Below are 17,304 nucleotides of genomic sequence, written 5' to 3' on the forward strand. Positions count from 1 at the left end.
CAAGCATTTACTCCAACAAGAAATAACGATTTTTCGTCATCAAATTCACCTCTTGTAGGGGCGCTTCGAGAAGCGCCTGTCCAAGAAATAACAATTTTTCGTCATCAAATTCACCTCTTGTAGGGGCGCTTCGAGAAGCGCCTGTCCAAGAAATAACAATTTTTCGTCATCAAATTCACCACCTTGACAGGGCTAGGATTTAAACCCCCGTAGGTTGTTGCTTGTACCCTGATCTAATCCTGTCTTTTAACGGTAGGGTTGATTCGCGAATCAACCCTACATTTAGGATTTGACCGCAAATATTGCGGAAGTCCTGCACTAAAAATGTTGTCCTATGAGATAGCCAGCATCTGCTCCAACACTGCCGCCAACTGTTGATACTGCTCAAAATTATTGTAAATCTGAGCCGAAATGCGGATGACCCGTTGGGGAGATTTCGGCCAAGGCATCACCTGCACTTCAATCTGATGGCGATCGAACAGTTGATCATGTAATTCGTCAACGGATCCATCAGGAATTGGAATACAAGCCATTGATCCAATCATTTCTGAGGGGGCCGGGATTTCCACTCCCAGGATTTGGCAAAGCATCTGCCTTGCGGACAAAACAAGCTGATGGTTTCTTGACATTAATTCGGGCCACCCCCCAGGCAGGAGGGACCCCATAAACTGAATCGCCGCAGGGACCGATAAATAAGCCGAGGGGTCCCCGGTTCCCATCCAATCAAATTCCAGTTGGAAGCGAGATTTATCGGTCCGAGGGGAATTGGCCCCATGACTGATGGTCAGGGGTCGAATTTGCTGCTGACGGCTGCTTTTAACGTACAAAAAAGCCGCCCCTTTTGGTGCAGATAACCATTTATGACAGTTGCCGCTATAGTAGGTCGCCCCAATTTCTGATAAATTTAGGGGTAGCATCCCGGGTGCGTGTGCGCCATCAATCAGAGTCTCGATCCCAAATTGGGAAAGCTGCTGAATGATTTCCTCAAGGGGAAAAATTAATCCGGTTTGGCTACTAATATGGTCTAAGAGAACGAGTTTGGTTTTTTCGCTGACCCTTGCCATCACTGCATCGACAATCTCCTGCTTGGAGGCGATGGGGAAGGGAACTGGGGCGACGACAATTCTGGCATCAGCGCGATCGGCGACGAATTCTAAGGCGTTGCGACTGGCGTTGTACTCATGGTCCGTGGTGAGTAACTCGTCTCCGGGGTTAAACCGCAGCGATCGCAGTACAGAATTGACCCCCGTGGTGGCATTGGGCACAAATACCAAGTCCCGTCCATCCACCCCAACAAATTGGGCTAACTGGTCCCGCGCTTGATCCAAAAGCGGCTCAAATTCGCGCACGAAAAACCGCACAGGTTCCTGTTCTAGCTTCTGCCTCACCTGTTCCTGGGCTTTTAACACCGGGAAGGGACAGGCCCCAAAAGAACCGTGATTTAAAAAAGTAATTTGCGGGTCGAGGGACCAATAAGCGGAAAATTCGGACGGTCTCTGCCCTTCTAAATCCGTGTTGTTTAACATCATCTTGTCTATTTTTAAACCTTGAACATGAAAAGACTAGATTGAAATTCAATCTAATCTCTTCAATCCAAAGTCTAAAATTAATCAACTCCCCGGGTAGGATTCGAACCTACGACCAATCGGTTAACAGCCGACCGCTCTACCACTGAGCTACCGAGGAACGTTTCGGGTTGCTTGGCTCACCGTTATTAATAATACACATACCTTTCTGGTTTTGGCAACCCCTTTTTCAAAAAATTTTTGAATTTTTTTTTGAAGGCTCGGATTGCTTCACAGGAGGGATAGGTGGCGATCGCCTGACACTCAGAAAAATCAAGGGTTTTGACTGTCCTACAAACCCCGTCGCAACTGAGCGAGTCGCTGTTGGGCTTCCGCATCCAGTCCCGAAACCAAAAACCGACTAGAGGGCTTGTTGCGGGTTTTCTGTTTACTCCGGCAGCGGCGTTCCGTCGCTTCGATCGCTTGGGCAAACTGTGGCGCTGACATCCATTCGGCCCCATATCCTAAAACCGTTTGCTGTTGAGCTCGGTCTGAAGTCGCCACAATTAAGCGGCGATTCAGGTTTCCCAAGTTTCGTCGAAAGGTGGCACAGATTTTTTCAATATAGGTGTCTGCGGTTTGCCCAAAATCGGTGTAGCAGACGGATAAACTTTTCGAGATGACTTCGGTGTAGCTCGGCTCATGGCGAGAATGAGCATCAAAAACTACCAGCGTGTCTAATCCTTCAAAGGCGCTGTAGTTGATCAGCGACTCGATTAGTTCTCGGCGGGAGGCTTCTAACCCGTCAAAGTCTCGCTTGGTTTTGAGCTTCGACCATAGTCCTATGATGTTGTATCCATCCACGAGCAATAAAGGTCGCGCTGAGGAGCGTGGCATGGCTTTTATTTACATTTGTTTACAATTTACTCAGAATCAGACTAGGCGCTTTGCATTATATCATTTTTTATGATAATAAAAACTTAAATTTAGTTTAAAAATTCTAAACTAAACTTCCGCCAAGCATAACGATATCTTTATAAAGGTGAAAGGGCCGCGACTACAGCAAATAGCAGTCGCAGCCCTGGGAATCACTCTAAATCCTCAGATTCCATCAATCGTTGGATCAGGGGCTGCGGATTTCCCGAATCGACCATCCGCCCCCGCTCCAGTAGGAAAGCCCCATCGCAATAGGCTAATTCCTCAAAACGATGGGTGACCCAGAGTGCCGTTAAACCTCGGCTTTTCACCAACCGCTGGACTTGAGCTACCAAGTCTAACTGACTGTCGGGGTCCAGTAAAGCGGTGGGCTCATCTAATAACAGAACCTCGCAATGGCGGGCGATCGCCCCGGCAATGGCAACCCGCTGCTTTTGACCTCCACTCAGAGCATAGATCGGACGGCGTTGCAGGGCGAGTAAGTTGACCGCTGTTAGGGCCTCTTCCACCCGATGCCGAGTTTGAGCCAGGGTGAGATTTTCCTCCACTAATCCAAACGCGACATCGGCACCGACAGTCGGCATCACTAACTGATGATCTGGGTTTTGGAATACAAACCCCACCGGACGAGAAATGGCAATTTGACCGTCTTTAGGGGTAAGCAAACCCGCCAGTAGCCGGAGTAACGTGGATTTTCCACTGCCATTAGTCCCCAAGAGCATCCAAAATTCGCCCTGGGGAACGGCCAAGGAGCAGGATTTTAACACCTCTGCTCCCGAGGGCCAGTTAAAGCAGAGGTCCTGCACGACGATCGCATTCGGGCGATCGTCACTAGGAGACTGGGGGTTCATTGACTCAGGGATTCCACCAAAGAGGCAAATCCAGGCGCTTTGCCTGCCGCTGCTGCCCCAGACTTTTCAGAGATTTGCACCGCTGAGATCTGATTAATAAAGACGGCGATTTTTTTCTCAGGCATCTTCTCGCAGGTGAGTTCCAAAATCTCAGAACTCCCTGAGCGCATCGATCCCACTACCTCCTGGTAGAGGGCCTGGGCATCTTCTAGGGTCTTCCGTTGTACCGATAGAGGTAAAGGAGTGTTTTTCAGGGTTAAGTCAATCGTAAACATGATTTGTGGCAAAGTTCATTGGACCGCACCTTTCTAGTATCCCAAAATCTCAGCATTCCGGGGATGTCTGGAAATGAACCACCCCGATTTATACGGAATCCGGTTGTCAAGGTCTATAAAAACCCGCAGGCTCAAGGCTGGGGCGTTTGCGGACAAAGCCTGCCTACGCAGGCTACTCCATAAAAACGACTTTTCATACCCGGATTTGGTATTAGGGTATTCCAACAAATAAATCCTCCTTGCTTTGATGCGATCGCACCTAACAAGACTCTATTTAGGGAACTCCAAAAAATAAAATCTCCAAAACCTTCGTTCGTAGATCAACAGAGTAGCCCCGTCAATGTAGGGGCGCAATGCTTGCGCCCCTACATGAACGTTTGGAGGATTTATATTTTGCAATCCCCTTAGCCCGCGCAGGCGGGCTTCGTCCGTGTAGCCCCAGGCTTCAGCCTGTGGGTTTTTTGGACATTTTATTTTTTGGAGTTCCCTTAGAGGCGATCGCACTCCGACTCCCGACCCGTTTTCTGCTCCCTGTGGCCCTCCCCACCCCTCAACCCGAGGCATCGATTTCCTCGAAACCATCCCCCAATCGAGACAAATTTTCGGGCAGTCCCACCCCCACCGCCACTGCCCTTCACTCAGTTTTCAGAAAATTTTTAGATTAGGGGGTTTAAAATTTTTCAGGTTTCCCCCTATAATGAGAAACATAGTAAAGAAACGTAAACTCTTGAGCTGCAATCGCCCATTTTCTGCTATAGCAGGCAGAACCCTTGGGTGAAAACGCTCAGAAAGAGTTAAGCGTAGTCATATTTATTTGGAGATTTTGCGTTATGACGATTGCAGTCGGACGCGCACAGGCAGAGCGAGGATGGTTTGACGTCCTCGACGACTGGCTAAAACGCGATCGCTTCGTCTTTATCGGTTGGTCTGGCCTATTACTCTTCCCCTGCGCCTACCTCGCAGTGGGAGGCTGGCTGACCGGCACCACCTTCGTCACCTCTTGGTACACCCACGGATTAGCTTCCTCCTATTTAGAAGGTTGCAACTTCCTCACCGTAGCCGTTTCAACTCCCCCGAACAGTCTGGGACATTCCCTCCTGTTCCTCTGGGGTCCTGAAGCCCAAGGAGACTTCACCCGGTGGTGTCAACTCGGCGGTCTCTGGACCTTCGTCGCCCTGCATGGGGCCTTTGGTCTGATTGGCTTCTGCCTGCGTCAGTTGGAAATTGCCCGCCTGCTAGGGATTCGTCCTTACAACGGACTCGCCTTTACCGGACCCATTGCGGTGTTCGTCAGCGTGTTCTTGATGTACCCCTTGGGTCAATCAGGCTGGTTCTTTGCTCCTAGCTTTGGCGTCGCAGCAATTTTCCGATTCCTACTTTTCTTCCAAGGGTTCCATAACTGGACCCTCAACCCCTTCCACATGATGGGAGTGGCCGGTATCCTGGGCGGTGCACTGCTGTGCGCCATTCATGGAGCCACCGTGGAAAACACCTTGTTTGAAGATGGTGAAGGTTCCAACACCTTCCGCGCCTTTGAACCCACTCAGGCGGAAGAAACCTACTCGATGGTGACCGCTAACCGTTTCTGGTCCCAAATTTTTGGGGTCGCTTTCTCCAACAAGCGCTGGTTACACTTCTTTATGTTGTTCGTACCAGTAACTGGCTTGTGGATGAGCGCGATCGGGGTCGTTGGCTTAGGTTTAAACCTGCGTGCTTATGACTTCGTGTCTCAAGAACTGCGGGCTGCGGAAGACCCTGAATTTGAAACCTTCTACACGAAGAATATTCTTCTGAACGAAGGGATTCGGGCTTGGATGGCTCCGGTTGACCAGCCTCACGAAAACTTCGAGTTCCCTGAAGAAGTTCTACCTCGCGGTAACGCTCTGTAGAAATTTCCTGAACTCACCCGAGTTTTTAGGTTGATTTAGTCAAAACCCCTACCGAATGGTAGGGGTTTTGTGTTAAAAAGCAGGGGTCACTTCCCCTGGACTTCTTCATCCAGGCGTTTCCGCCGAGTTTGGACGCCCCACACTTGCGGAAAAAAATTAGCCAGATAAAAAACAGCAGGGTTGGGAAATTTTCAATTTCCTGTGTTATGCTAGGTGACATAAAGCTTATAGAAATAAAACCCGCTTAGGGTAAACAGGAGGTGATGCCTATGCCAGATAGTAGTAAACGCATGGGTCATCAGATTGGAGTAAATCGGCTGTGGGCCGGGGCTGTTCTCTAACAACTCGCTTTAGTCCCTTTGGGATTAAAGAAAATCCTTGAGAACTAGGCTGGTTGGGAGTTCCTCCCGGCAGTCAGATTCCAATCTGAAGACCAACTAGACCGCTTTCACCCTCAGCGTCATAGTGAAAACTAAGCGCACCCGGTGAGAGCGGATAGTTTTTTTTAAGCCCGTGTTAAATCTTTTCGGCAATTTATAGAGAAAAATACTGGGGGGAGCGCAAACCCGAGTCCGGGAAAAAATTCGCTTAACCCTCTTATGATTGAATTATTGAAGTCAACAGGGAGAATCAGATGGCTCAGTTGTTAACAGAAACAGAAATTCAGGATCGGTTGATTCAACTTGGGGGATGGACCCGAGAGGGAAAAATCTTGCAGTGTGAAAGAAAATTCAAAGATTTTATCGAGGCGATCGCCTTTGTCAATCAATTAGTTGACCCCGCCGAAACCGCCGGACATCACCCAGACCTGGAAATTTCTTATAATAAAGTCACCATTAGCTTAACGACTCATGATGCTGGGGGCTTAACCGAAAAAGACTTTCAGATGGCCCAGACTATCTCCGAGTTGAAATGAGTTACCCTCCCTGACAGAGTGGGTGGAGACGGATTAAATTCTCCTAACAAAATTTTTGTGATAAACTGTGCCAATCAGTAAACTACAGATGTAGCATCAGCGCACTCTGGAGTTGTTCTAAGTAGGAGGAACGAATTGATGGGACTTTCGACTCCGTAGGGCCTTGCTTTGGGAGCCAAAATAGGTCCATCATTTAGGAGACATGAATTTGAAACAATCAAAAGGAAGGTCTCAACTCAGGGAAAATGTTTCTGGCAAAACCAGGAGCGGTCCCCCCTCCAAAAAGAGGGTCCTTTTTTTGGGAGTTTCCCCAAGTAACCGGCTGACCTATAACCTCGAACTCTAGGTGCTAACCCCCGATCAAGGTCAACAGCGATCGCCATTGAATGGGTTGGAAGCTTATGGGAAATGGGATTGATTCTCCCATCTGGATCTCCTGAATGTACGGGACCCCACTCCACCAAGTCTGGAACCTTAGTCCAGCAGTCCCTTCTTGATAGTCTCGGGTTTGAATAGGCTGATATTCTTTAAGGCCAATTGACAAAGCTTTGTCAAAGTGCCTCTAAAGGCTGAAGACAAATACCAATACCCGGGGGATTGCAATTGCGGTTACTTTATGATAGGGAAATCTGATTGTCCTGGCCTGTCACTCATGGGCTGTTAGGTAGAGTTAACCATTCAAATCGTGCTTGTTTAACCGGGCTACGGCGATAAAGCCTTAGAGTTAACGCAGGAGTCTCACATGATTGAAATTGTTTCCACAGGTAGACCGTTATTGTTAAGGGCCTCTCGATCGCCGAATAAGATTGACGGAGAATAAATGGAATAGCGCCGCCTTTCCTCCCTGGTTTAAAGAGCTAGGGCTTCCAGGCATCCGGTACTTTCAGGTGAATTCAGGTAAAGCTGTGAACAGCGATCCGACAGTAAAGCATCACTCCCTTGGGGTATTGCATACCCCGGAATTAAGCAACGAATATGTAACGAGAGCGGAATTAGTCGAAGAGCTATTAGATATTGGCGCAGCGCTTTCGAGTACCTATGACTTGGGAGAGTTGTTGAGCCTAATTTTAACAAAGAGCCGAGAACTGACCTGTAGCGATGCAGGGAGCGTTTACCTGGTCGATCACACCGATGAAGAAGTCCCAAAGTTGTTGTTTAAGGTAGCACAGAACGATTCTCTGCCTCAAGTTTCATTTCAGGAATTCGCCATACCCCTAACGCCTAAAAGTTTGGCCGGTTATGTCGCCCTTACTGGAGAAAGCCTAAATCTCGCCGATGCCTACGCCTTGCCACCCACAGTCCCTTATCAGCTAGAGCGCAGTGTCGATCGAGATCTGGACTACTCGACTCGTTCGGTCCTGGTGCTGCCTATGCAAAACCGTCAGGGGGAAATGATCGGCGTACTCCAACTGATTAATCGTAAGACTCAGGCCGATGTGGTCGTCACTCCAGAAAACGTGACCGAAGTCACGCAGTCTTACTCAGAATGGGAAGAGCGCATCGTCAGAAGTTTGGCATCCCAAGCTGCGATCTCCATTGAACGAAATCATCTGCAAGAAAGTATTGAACATCTGTTCGAGGGTTTTGTAACCGCATCGGTGCAGGTCATTGAAGCACGGGATCCCTGTACCTTTGGACATTCTGAGCGGGTAGCCGAACTGACCGTTCGCCTCAGTCAAGAGGCCAATACGGTGACAACTGGACCCATGCGAGATGTCAAGTTTAGCGTTCGTCAAATCCAAGAAGTCCGCTATGCAGCGTTGTTGCATGATTTTGGCAAAGTTGGCGTCCCTGAAGCGATTTTAGTGAAGCAGAAAAAGCTCTATCCATCACAACTAGAGGTGATCCGCCATCGCTTTGCCTTAGCGGAGCGAACGATGGAAATGGAATGCGCTCAAAATAAGTTTAGGTATTTGATTGAGCATCCCTCGCACCTTCCTCGCCACCCCGAAAACGCCTGTTCTCATTGTCAGGAGTTGCAGGAATTAGACCGTCAACTCCAAGAGAAGATAGAGCAACTGAATAGTTACTGGAAACTCTTGTTAGAGGCCAACGAACCGCGTATTCTCGCGGAAGAACCCCTGGCGCGCCTCCGAGAACTGTCTCAACAGATCTATCGAGATGTGGATGGTCAATTGAAGCCCTTGATCGATCCTGATGAAATTACTCAACTGTTGATCCCGAAGGGGAATCTGACCCCAGAAGAACGCTTGTCTATTGAATATCATGTGACTCATACCTATGAGTTTTTGAAGCGCATTCCCTGGACCCGGGATCTCAAAGATGTGCCGAAGATCGCTTTCGGCCATCATGAAAAGATAGATGGCTCCGGCTACCCAAGGGGATTGAAAGGAGATGAAATTCCGATCCAGGCCCAGATTATGACCATTGCTGATATTTATGATGCGCTCACCGCAGGCGATCGCCCCTACAAGAGAGGATTGCCTGTAGAAGCGGCCCTCAGAATTCTCCGGGAAGAAGCCATTCATAACAAAATCAACGCGGACCTGTTGGAGTTATTCGAGCATCGTCAAGTTTTTTCAGTCCTGGGCCACTCTCCAGAGGTCGTCACCCTCGAAAGCGCTTAATCACCCCGATCCCATCACAGCTAATGGCTCTTCAGCTTTCTTAAAACCTCTTGATTCAGGCGATCGGGGAACTCCAAAATCTTAATTTCAGTCATCCCTGGGAGCCTATTGCCTCAGATCGAGCATTGGCTGGCCCTGAACCGAAAATTTTCAGTAAAAATAGGGTTTATTTGCCCTTGAAGTAGAAAAAAAACACCATAGAACTGAACCGTTCAAGGGTTACCATCGGTCGCAAGAAACAACAAAGACTTGCAAATATCCGGTTCCAATCGAAGTAAATCTGTTAATCTATAACAGAAGTAAGCAGCCACTATCTCGCTGACTATATAATGAGTCGAGAGTTTGTCAGAAGCAATAGGCCCTCCAGCCAACTCCGAAACCAGCTTGATCCGGTTACTAAAAACCCGATCAGAAAACCGAGCCGTCGGATTGAGGATTTTACATCCTCATCCTTGATGGGGCTAGTTTTTCCATCGGGGAGATTAATGATTGGAGGGGATGCCTCTGGTTCTAGGCTCTGCCGTAGCACCCCCACCCTAGGTAGTGGGGACCTATAACTGTTCCGGCTAAAAATCTATATCGGTGCAGTTGAGAAGTGGATATAACCCATCAAGGGGTTAAGAGCAATGAAACAGCTCTGAATTTCCTTCTTTTGGCTTGTTATCTCCTGTCTGAAAGATTGAGGAGAGACGCGAGTCAAATCGTTTAGATAATTAAAGGTGTGAGGAGAAGAGGGAAAATGTCTAAAGTATTGTGGAATTCTCTGTTGGTTAGTCCAGCAGTTTTAACGTCAGCGTTAGTTGGAGCGGCCTTAGCGTCCGTGGTGGGCGCACCGGAAGCGATCGCCTCCGAAACCCAAGCTGATTCTATGCCCGTGGCCCAAGCCAATGAGTTGGCTGCACCCACTGCATTTTCAGCAGGCGGATTTGACCTAATCGCCCAAGTCCAACAAGACGCACCGTCGGCCACCGAAACCGCCAACGTCTTACAACAACTCAATCAATACAGTCGGGAAGGGGGTGGCACCAATAACATCGCCCAAGTTACCTCCGTGTCTCAACTCCGGGACGTGCAACCCACGGACTGGGCTTTCCAAGCACTCCAATCCCTGGTTGAGCGCTATCGCTGTATCGCCGGTTATCCCGATGGGACCTTCCGTGGGAACCGCGCCTTAACTCGTTATGAATTTGCCGCAGGTTTAAACGCCTGTTTAGAGCGCATCAACGAAATCATTGCCGCCCAGCTTGAAGGGATTCTCAACAGAGACGACCTGTTAACCCTCCAGCGCTTAACTGAAGAGTTTGCCGCAGAACTGGCAACCTTGCGCGGTCGGGTAGATGCCCTCGAAGTGCGCGTCGCCGAAATCGAAGCTAATCAATTCTCCACCACCACCAAACTCTTTGGTGAATCTATCTTCGCCTTATCTTTAGCAGAAGGTGGAAACAGTGTCGGTGGCGATGTCGATAGCGGTGTTCAATTTGGCACCCGCACTCGGTTGAACTTCGATACCAGCTTCACAGGTGAAGATTTACTCAGAACTCGACTCGAAATCAACAACCTCGATGCCTTCTCTGGCACCAACACCTTCACTCCCGAAGGGGACCTGAAATTTGGGGTTGACCCTTACCAATCTGGAGATACCACGGTCCGCTTAGATAGCTTGTTATATAGCACGACCGTTGGCCCTGCTAATGTTGTCTTTATGGCAAATGCTGGGGCAGCAGATGACTTCGCCAGCACCATCACCCCCCTCGACGGCGATGGTGGCAGTGGTGCTTTATCTCGGTTCGGGACCCGCGCTCCGATTTACAACATGGTTCGGGGTTCTGGGATTGGTTTAACTTTCGATGCAGGCCCTGCAGAAGTTAGCCTCGGCTACTTAGCAGAAAATGCCTCGACTCCCACCCGTCGCAACGGTCTGACCGATGGCCCTTACGGAGCCTTAGCCCAATTGGTGTTTAAACCCGTTACGGGTCTGCAACTAGGTCTGACTTACGTGAATGCCTACCGTGGCGATCTGCTTACAGGTAGCCAGCTTGCTACTCCTACAATTTCTGGTCCCATTCGTGAAGATTCTCCAACATTGCGCTCTTACACCACCATCAGCAACGCCTATGGTGTTCAACTCGGCTATGATACGGGAGCCTTTGCTGTCGGAGGTTGGGCCGGTTACACTAACTCTCGCATCCTAGACGAAGGTGTTAAAGGCGACTTGGGCATTTGGAACTGGGCCGTTAACTTAGCGGTTAACGCTGGACCTCCGGGCAGCCAATTAGGTCTAGTCGTGGGTATGGAACCTCGGGTCACCAACGATGATTTTAATGGAGCTCTCGAAGATACGGATACTTCTCTGCACGTTGAAGGGTTTTACCAATATCAACTGACGGAGAATATCGCCATTACTCCGGGCTTTGTCTGGTTGACCGCTCCAGATCATAACGACCTCAACGATGATGTGGTCATTGGAACCATCCGGACCACTTTCCGATTCTAAAACCAGCAATTGGAATCAACCCCTGGGCTAAATCCAGGGAATTCGATTCCGGATGCTACCTTGGTCTTAAGCTTTTGAAAACTGGGTAGCCCAGATATTGAAACCCCCCTAATTAATTAAGGGGGGTTTCTTTTTAATGGGTTTGTCTGGAGAAAATTTGATGGATTTCTACCCTTGTTATCAAGGAATTCGGTTATCGACATAAAAACCCGCAGCCAATCCAGCGAGGCTATACTAACACGCTTCGTAGCCCGGGGCGCAGGGCTATAGCCCACCTGTGCAGTTTCATAGAGTAAACCGACTTGAGACTATCGGATTTGGTATTAGGTTAGAATGGGAAGACTGACATTCTCGCGCTGAGTGTAGCTTTCAAAGGGTTTTAAACATAGAGGTTTTTGGCTGAGACTGTGGGTTCTTTTATGTGGGTTCTTTTAAAAGGGTGCGAGTTGTATTGGAATGGGTGGGGGGGTAGATGGGGAAAGAGCGATCGCCTTGAACCTCCCGAAGGTTTCCATAATAGGAGACGGTTTAGAAGTTGTTGTAACAAAGCAAACGGCTAAAAAATACGTTAATCTTTCCCCCTTGTCTTTTGTATAATTGGCAAATCATCCGCATTAATCATTCAATTAACTGAATTTTAAAAAATGCTGTAGCAACTTTTAAAAATTTCGATAACTCTTCATGTATGACAGCATTAGGCTGTAGTGGTAATTCATAAACTGCCACTACAGCCTAACATTTTCATGTAATCTATTGAAGAATAATTGGGTTGGCAAAATTATATTTTAATTGAGTAAATTTAAAGTTTAACAAAAATTTGAAACAAACCAAAGCTCTGGTCTGAGCGGATAGCAGTTCAATCCTTATTTTAAATCAGTTTTTGGTTTGCAGATGCTTGTGGCGGTTAAGGAAGAATGCAATTTCTCACTCATGTATTAACAATAAATTAGGATTTACTTCCCATAATGAAAGCAAAAAAAATCGGGTTATTTTTTCATCTCATTAACAGCCTATGGCGAACCTAACTAGAATGTTTGAATGATTTAGATGCACTATTAGTAACCCAAAATTAATTTGACAATAGCTCTAAGCCCAAGGACTTTAGACTGCGAGGTAGAAAGCTTGCTATTTTTAGGTCAAACTGATTTAGATGCGCTATAGACTTGATTGAAATAAATGCCAATAATTCCCCCAAAATCTTTTGCATGACGGGTTTTGGAGGTCTCCCCCTCTCCCTCTCAATCGCTCCAATCTTCAAGCGCGGTATTAGCAAAATTTATAATTCAACTTATGGGCTAGACAAAATTCAGGTTATAATCCACAAGGCGGACGAACTTTACCCATCGGCATACCTCATAACGCTACTTGTAGGAAAGGAAAAAGCCCAGAGTAATTGGTAACAAATGCTACCAGGGAGAATTAATAGATAAAAGTTCTTGACCGAACTACAGTTTTAGGCCATGATAAAGGCACTCACAACAGGGGTACACTAGCGCCCTAATTTGCGAGCGGATTGATGCCAAAACTCCCAAGGTGACTTAGGGGGGTGACCCAGAACAGCCTATATCCGTCCAGGGCCACGTGAATTCGGCCCGCAAATTTGGGGAAAGCCTGTATAATCACTCTGCTGTTGGTTTTGATTTCCCCAATGTAGTCCAGGGGAAAGTATTCCATCGAACTCTAAATTGGTGTGAGGAGAAGAGGGAAAATGTCTAAAGTATTGTGGAATTCGCTGTTGGTCAGTCCAGCAGTATTAGCTTCAGCGTTAGTTGGAGCGGCTTTAGGGTCCGGAGTGGGTGCATCTGAGGCGATCGCCTCGGAAATCCCAGCCGACTGGATGCCAACCGCTCAGGCAAATGAGTTCGCCCCACCGACTGAATTTTCGGCAAATGGGGTTGACTTAAACGGCGCGATCGCCCAAGTCCAAGATGCTGAACCGTCGGCGGCAGAAACGGCCAACATCTTACAACAACTCACTGAATACGGATCTGAAGCGAATAGTGGTCTGATCACCCAAGTCACCTCCGTGTCTCAACTCCGGGACGTGCAACCCACTGACTGGGCCTTCCAAGCCCTCCAATCCCTAGTTGAGCGCTATCGCTGTATCGCAGGTTATCCCGATGGGACCTTTCGCGGCAACCGGGCCTTAACTCGTTATGAATTTGCTGCCGGTTTAAACGCCTGTTTAGAGCGCATCAACGAAATCATTGCCGCTCAAATCGAAGGGGTGCTAGGCAGAGACGACCTGATCACCCTGCAACGGTTAGTTGAAGAGTTTGGGGCTGAACTCGCCACCTTACGGGGTCGTGTAGACGCCCTGGAAGTGCGGGTCACTGAACTTGAAGCCAATCAGTTTTCCACCACCACCAAACTCTTTGGCGAATCTATCTTTGCCTTGTCCTTGTCCGAAGGTGGAAATAGCGTCGGAGGCGAAACCGAAAGTGGCGTTCAATTTGGAACCCGCACTCGTTTGGCATTTGTGACCAGCTTTACTGGGGACGACTTCTTGTACACCCGACTCCAAATCAATAATCTCGACTCCTTCTCCGGTACCAACACCTTCACCCCGGAAGGTGACCTCAAGTTTGGAGTTGGCCCTTACCAATCGGGCAGCACCAACGTCGAACTCGATTGGTTAGCCTATGAAACCACTGTTGGCAACGCCCGCGTTGTCTTTCTTCCTGTAGGCGGTATTGTCCCTGACTTTGCCAGCACCATCACCCCCTTGGATGGAGATGGGGGCAGCGGCGCCCTGTCTCGGTTCGGGACCCGCGCTCCCATTTATAACATGGTTGAAGGCTCCGGGATTGGCTTAAATTTTGATGCCGGTCCTGCAGAAGTCAGCCTGGGGTATTTAGCTCGAAATGCTGGAACCCCGACCCGTCGCAACGGTCTAACCGATGGCCCTTACGGAGCCTTAGCCCAAGTGGTCTTTAAGCCAGTTACAGGTCTGCAACTAGGTCTGACTTACGTCAATGCCTATCGCACCGATCTGGCCACAGGTAGCCAGCTTGCTACTCCTACAATTTCTGGTCCCATTCGTGAAGATTCTCCAACATTGCGCTCTTACACCACCATCAGCAACGCCTATGGTGTTCAACTAGGTTATGATACGGGAGCCTTTGCTGTCGGAGGTTGGGCCGGTTACACTAACGCTCGCATCCTCGACGAAGGTGTTAAAGGCGACTTGGGCATCTGGAACTGGGCCGTTAACTTAGCGGTTAACGCTGGACCTCCGGGCAGCCAATTGGGTCTGATTTTCGGTATGGAACCCCGAGTCACCACAGATGATTTTAATGGGGCGCTTGAAGATACAGATACTTCTTACCACGTTGAAGGGTTTTACCAGTATCAGCTCACGGAGAATATTGCTATTACTCCGGGCTTTATCTGGTTGACGGCTCCGGATCACAACGATTTCAACGATGATGTGGTGATTGGAACCATCCGTACCACGTTCCGATTCTAAAATCAGTACAATTTCTGGATGAGGGGGGTTCACACTCCCCTGATTTTTAATTCATCATCACAAATACTGGAACCCTCTAAAGGTTAAGAATTTTAGAGGTTTTCTTGTCAGACTTTGCCATGCTCTGTGCATGGCTTTTTTCGTGTTTATTGCCTAGGTTGACAAGACGAACCTGAGTTAATAACAGCAGCTTCTTGAGTTGAGGATAGACCCGATGAATTCCCCCGAGGGTTATGAATTGGCTTTAAATGTAGTACATGATATTACCCTGCTGCTTGGCATTCCGCAGTTCGCAAACATCTTTCAGGGTATATTTTTGCAAGACAGATTTAGAGGCTTCCTGAGCCTCTTTCCAGACCTCTCGAACAACTTCATTCTCTAGGGTTTTGGGGGTTGAATCGTTTTCCGAGAGTCCGGCATCTAATCCTTCTATGCAGGTCACCACATCTAAGAGAGTGATTTTCCAAGGTTCCCGAGCCAAAAGATAGCCACCTTTTGCGCCCCTTTGACTGCGAACCAGACCACAGCGCCGTAAGGAGGCTAAAAGTTGCTCTAAGTAACGGTCAGGAATATTTTGTTGAGCAGCTATCTGGCGAATTTGTAGCGGCTCTCCTTTATCATATTGGCTTGCTAACTCTAAGAGGGCTAACAGCGCGTATTCACTTTTACAGGAAAGTTCCACTGTTTAAAATACAAGATACGTTTAAGGGCTAAGTTGCAAAAATTAGCCACTGGCGTCTATTATACTGCGGTTTTACAGATCTTCTGAGACCCGGATCTTGGCCCTTCTACAAAAATCGCCATTCTTAAGGTGGCTCTATCTGGGGTTAGTAGGGTGGGAAAAAGCAATTGTAGGGTGGGCAGTGCCCACCGTCAGTCAGGTGGGCACTGCCCACCCTACAATTGCTTCTTAGGCAAGGTGGCTCTACCTGGGGTTAGCTCGTTGAGGCTCCAGATAGTTTTAAACTTTTTTAACCCCGAACAAATGGTCATAGAGAAAGCCTACACCCCTTGGAGAGTGTAGGCTTTGCTATGGATCAACGATTGATCCGCTTTGATTTGATTAGGGCACAGAGGACCCGAAAGAGCGACCTGACTAACGAGTCTGAAAAAACTCTAGGAGTTTTTTTAACTTCGGTGCAGAAGGGAAAGGCGCAACGCCAATCCCCACTGAAATTCACCGTTGATTAACCAGAAGCGTTAGAAAGGGGGATTCTATAGACCCGGGATCTGATTTCCAAAGTCTTCTAGGATCAAGTCGAAGTTGAGCTGGGGAAGGAACTGGTTATCAAAGCTTTGGAAGCGGATTCCTGTATCTTTGTAAACCAGATACTCTCCATAGGTGATGCTACCGTATCGACCAAATTGGGAAGATTCCAGGGCAGATAGGAGTGAACCAGCCAGGTTGCTGCGATCGAGACGGAAGACCATGAATTGCAGTCTTGCCGTGCTCAGGCGATCGAAGATGGCTACTGCATCCCCTGGGTTGGTAGTCCGTGCCACCACCGAGGCTAAACTGATGCTGTTATATCCTTCTAGCAATCCAATTCCACCTCTGGCAAAAGCAGCTTCTGCCGCATTCAGAATGGCTAGGGTGTTAGGCTTGGTGAGCGCAGCCTGGACCAGAGGCGTATTAAGCAACTGACCTAAAGGAATCCCGAGTCGGTTAGCAAGACCTTGCAGGAAGCTTAAGACATCCGTGGGGATCCCTGGGGGCGCTACCGGGGGCGCTACTGGGGGCGCTACTGGGGGCGCTACCGGAGGTGCTACCGGGGGCGCTACCGGGGGCGCTACCGGGGGCGCTACCGGGGGCGCTACTGGGGGCGCTACCGGGGGTGCTACCGGGGGCGCTACCGGGGGCGCTACTGGGGGCGCTACCGGGGGTGCTACCGGGGGCGCTACTGGGGGCGCTACCGGGGGCGCTACTGGGGGCGCTACTGGCGGTTGCACCGGAGGCGCTACTGGCGGGGTCGGCGTCGGCGTCGGCGTTGGCGTCGGCGGAGGCGCTACGGGTGTTCCGATCGGTAACGCAGGCGTAATCGGATCCGGCGGGATCACCGGATTAATCGGTGAAATAGGAGATTGAGCATTCGCTGGTGCGCCTGCTGAGATCGATATTGCTGAGGCAGTAGCTGCCATCCCTACAAAGAAAAGGCGGCTACTAGATGATTTAAGTTTCGAGAATCGCTGTTTTCCGTTCATATAACCACATCCCGCGAGAATACCCAACTCAAAACAGTTGGGAGGAAGCGATGCGGGTATAGCCGCTTCCTATGGACAGTTGGCCCTAATATTGGGAGACCGAGAGCTCTTAAATTCAAACTCTAATCGACTGCCCATCAACGTTGACGCAAACACTCCTTGAGAGTCTTGGATACAAG

At 48.9% G+C, this 17,304-nt stretch carries 13 protein-coding genes and 1 tRNA gene; 7 read left to right on the forward strand and 7 right to left on the reverse strand.

Features of this window, described 5'->3' with window-relative positions:
• Positions 1–332: 332 nt before the first annotated feature.
• From NG833_RS10440 to NG833_RS10460, 5 genes are all read right to left on the reverse strand, one after another.
• Positions 333–1,529, reverse strand: a complete 1,197-nt coding sequence (locus NG833_RS10440) for an aminotransferase class V-fold PLP-dependent enzyme (protein ID WP_375293899.1) — start codon at positions 1,527–1,529, stop codon at positions 333–335.
• 85 nt (positions 1,530–1,614) lie between these two features.
• Positions 1,615–1,686: transfer RNA gene (locus NG833_RS10445), tRNA-Asn, on the reverse strand.
• A 170-nt stretch (positions 1,687–1,856) separates the two neighbouring features.
• Positions 1,857–2,402, reverse strand: a complete 546-nt coding sequence (locus NG833_RS10450) for an NYN domain-containing protein (RefSeq protein WP_254565229.1) — start codon at positions 2,400–2,402, stop codon at positions 1,857–1,859.
• A 191-nt stretch (positions 2,403–2,593) separates the two neighbouring features.
• Positions 2,594–3,292 (reverse strand): energy-coupling factor ABC transporter ATP-binding protein, encoded by a 699-nt coding sequence (locus NG833_RS10455; protein ID WP_254565230.1) that lies wholly within the window; start codon positions 3,290–3,292, stop codon positions 2,594–2,596.
• Positions 3,289–3,567 (reverse strand): hypothetical protein, encoded by a 279-nt coding sequence (locus NG833_RS10460; protein ID WP_254565231.1) that lies wholly within the window; start codon positions 3,565–3,567, stop codon positions 3,289–3,291. The genes NG833_RS10455 and NG833_RS10460 overlap by 4 nt, the downstream gene beginning before the upstream one ends.
• 452 nt (positions 3,568–4,019) lie before the next feature.
• Here NG833_RS10460 and NG833_RS10465 point away from each other — a divergent pair, with 452 nt between their 5' ends.
• The 6 genes from NG833_RS10465 to NG833_RS10490 all read left to right on the forward strand — a co-directional run bounded on the left by NG833_RS10465 (position 4,020) and on the right by NG833_RS10490 (position 14,923).
• Positions 4,020–4,232 (forward strand): hypothetical protein, encoded by a 213-nt coding sequence (locus NG833_RS10465; RefSeq protein WP_254565232.1) that lies wholly within the window; start codon positions 4,020–4,022, stop codon positions 4,230–4,232.
• Between the two features lie 165 nt (positions 4,233–4,397).
• Positions 4,398–5,456 carry a photosystem II D2 protein (photosystem q(a) protein) gene (gene psbD / locus NG833_RS10470; protein WP_254565233.1) on the forward strand — a complete coding sequence of 353 codons (1,059 nt, stop codon included), beginning with the start codon at positions 4,398–4,400 and terminating at the stop codon, positions 5,454–5,456.
• A gap of 634 nt (positions 5,457–6,090) precedes the next feature.
• Complete coding sequence (locus NG833_RS10475) at positions 6,091–6,372, forward strand: 4a-hydroxytetrahydrobiopterin dehydratase (protein ID WP_254565234.1); 282 nt, start codon at positions 6,091–6,093, stop codon at positions 6,370–6,372.
• A gap of 947 nt (positions 6,373–7,319) precedes the next feature.
• A complete protein-coding gene (locus NG833_RS10480; RefSeq protein ID WP_254565251.1) occupies positions 7,320–8,960 on the forward strand; it encodes an HD family phosphohydrolase in 1,641 nt (546 codons plus the stop codon).
• A gap of 739 nt (positions 8,961–9,699) precedes the next feature.
• Positions 9,700–11,454, forward strand: a complete 1,755-nt coding sequence (locus NG833_RS10485) for an iron uptake porin (RefSeq protein ID WP_254565235.1) — start codon at positions 9,700–9,702, stop codon at positions 11,452–11,454.
• 1,708 nt (positions 11,455–13,162) lie between these two features.
• Positions 13,163–14,923, forward strand: coding sequence for an iron uptake porin (locus NG833_RS10490; RefSeq protein WP_254565236.1), 1,761 nt, complete (start codon positions 13,163–13,165; stop codon positions 14,921–14,923).
• 244 nt (positions 14,924–15,167) lie between these two features.
• Here NG833_RS10490 and NG833_RS10495 read toward each other — a convergent pair whose 3' ends face one another.
• Positions 15,168–15,605 (reverse strand): Rrf2 family transcriptional regulator, encoded by a 438-nt coding sequence (locus tag NG833_RS10495; RefSeq protein ID WP_254565237.1) that lies wholly within the window; start codon positions 15,603–15,605, stop codon positions 15,168–15,170.
• 533 nt (positions 15,606–16,138) lie between these two features.
• Entirely contained in the window at positions 16,139–16,564 is a 426-nt protein-coding gene (locus tag NG833_RS10500) for a hypothetical protein (protein ID WP_254565238.1), read from the reverse strand.
• 58 nt (positions 16,565–16,622) lie between these two features.
• On the opposite strand from NG833_RS10500, the gene NG833_RS10505 reads away from it, so the two are divergent.
• The gene (locus tag NG833_RS10505) at positions 16,623–17,009 is read left to right on the forward strand and encodes a hypothetical protein (RefSeq protein ID WP_254565239.1); all 387 of its coding nucleotides are present in this window, start codon (positions 16,623–16,625) and stop codon (positions 17,007–17,009) included.
• The last annotated feature ends 295 nt before the right edge of the window (positions 17,010–17,304 follow it).

This window comes from Oscillatoria sp. HE19RPO (genome assembly GCF_024220515.1).
Taxonomy (GTDB): domain Bacteria; phylum Cyanobacteriota; class Cyanobacteriia; order Cyanobacteriales; family Laspinemataceae; genus Laspinema.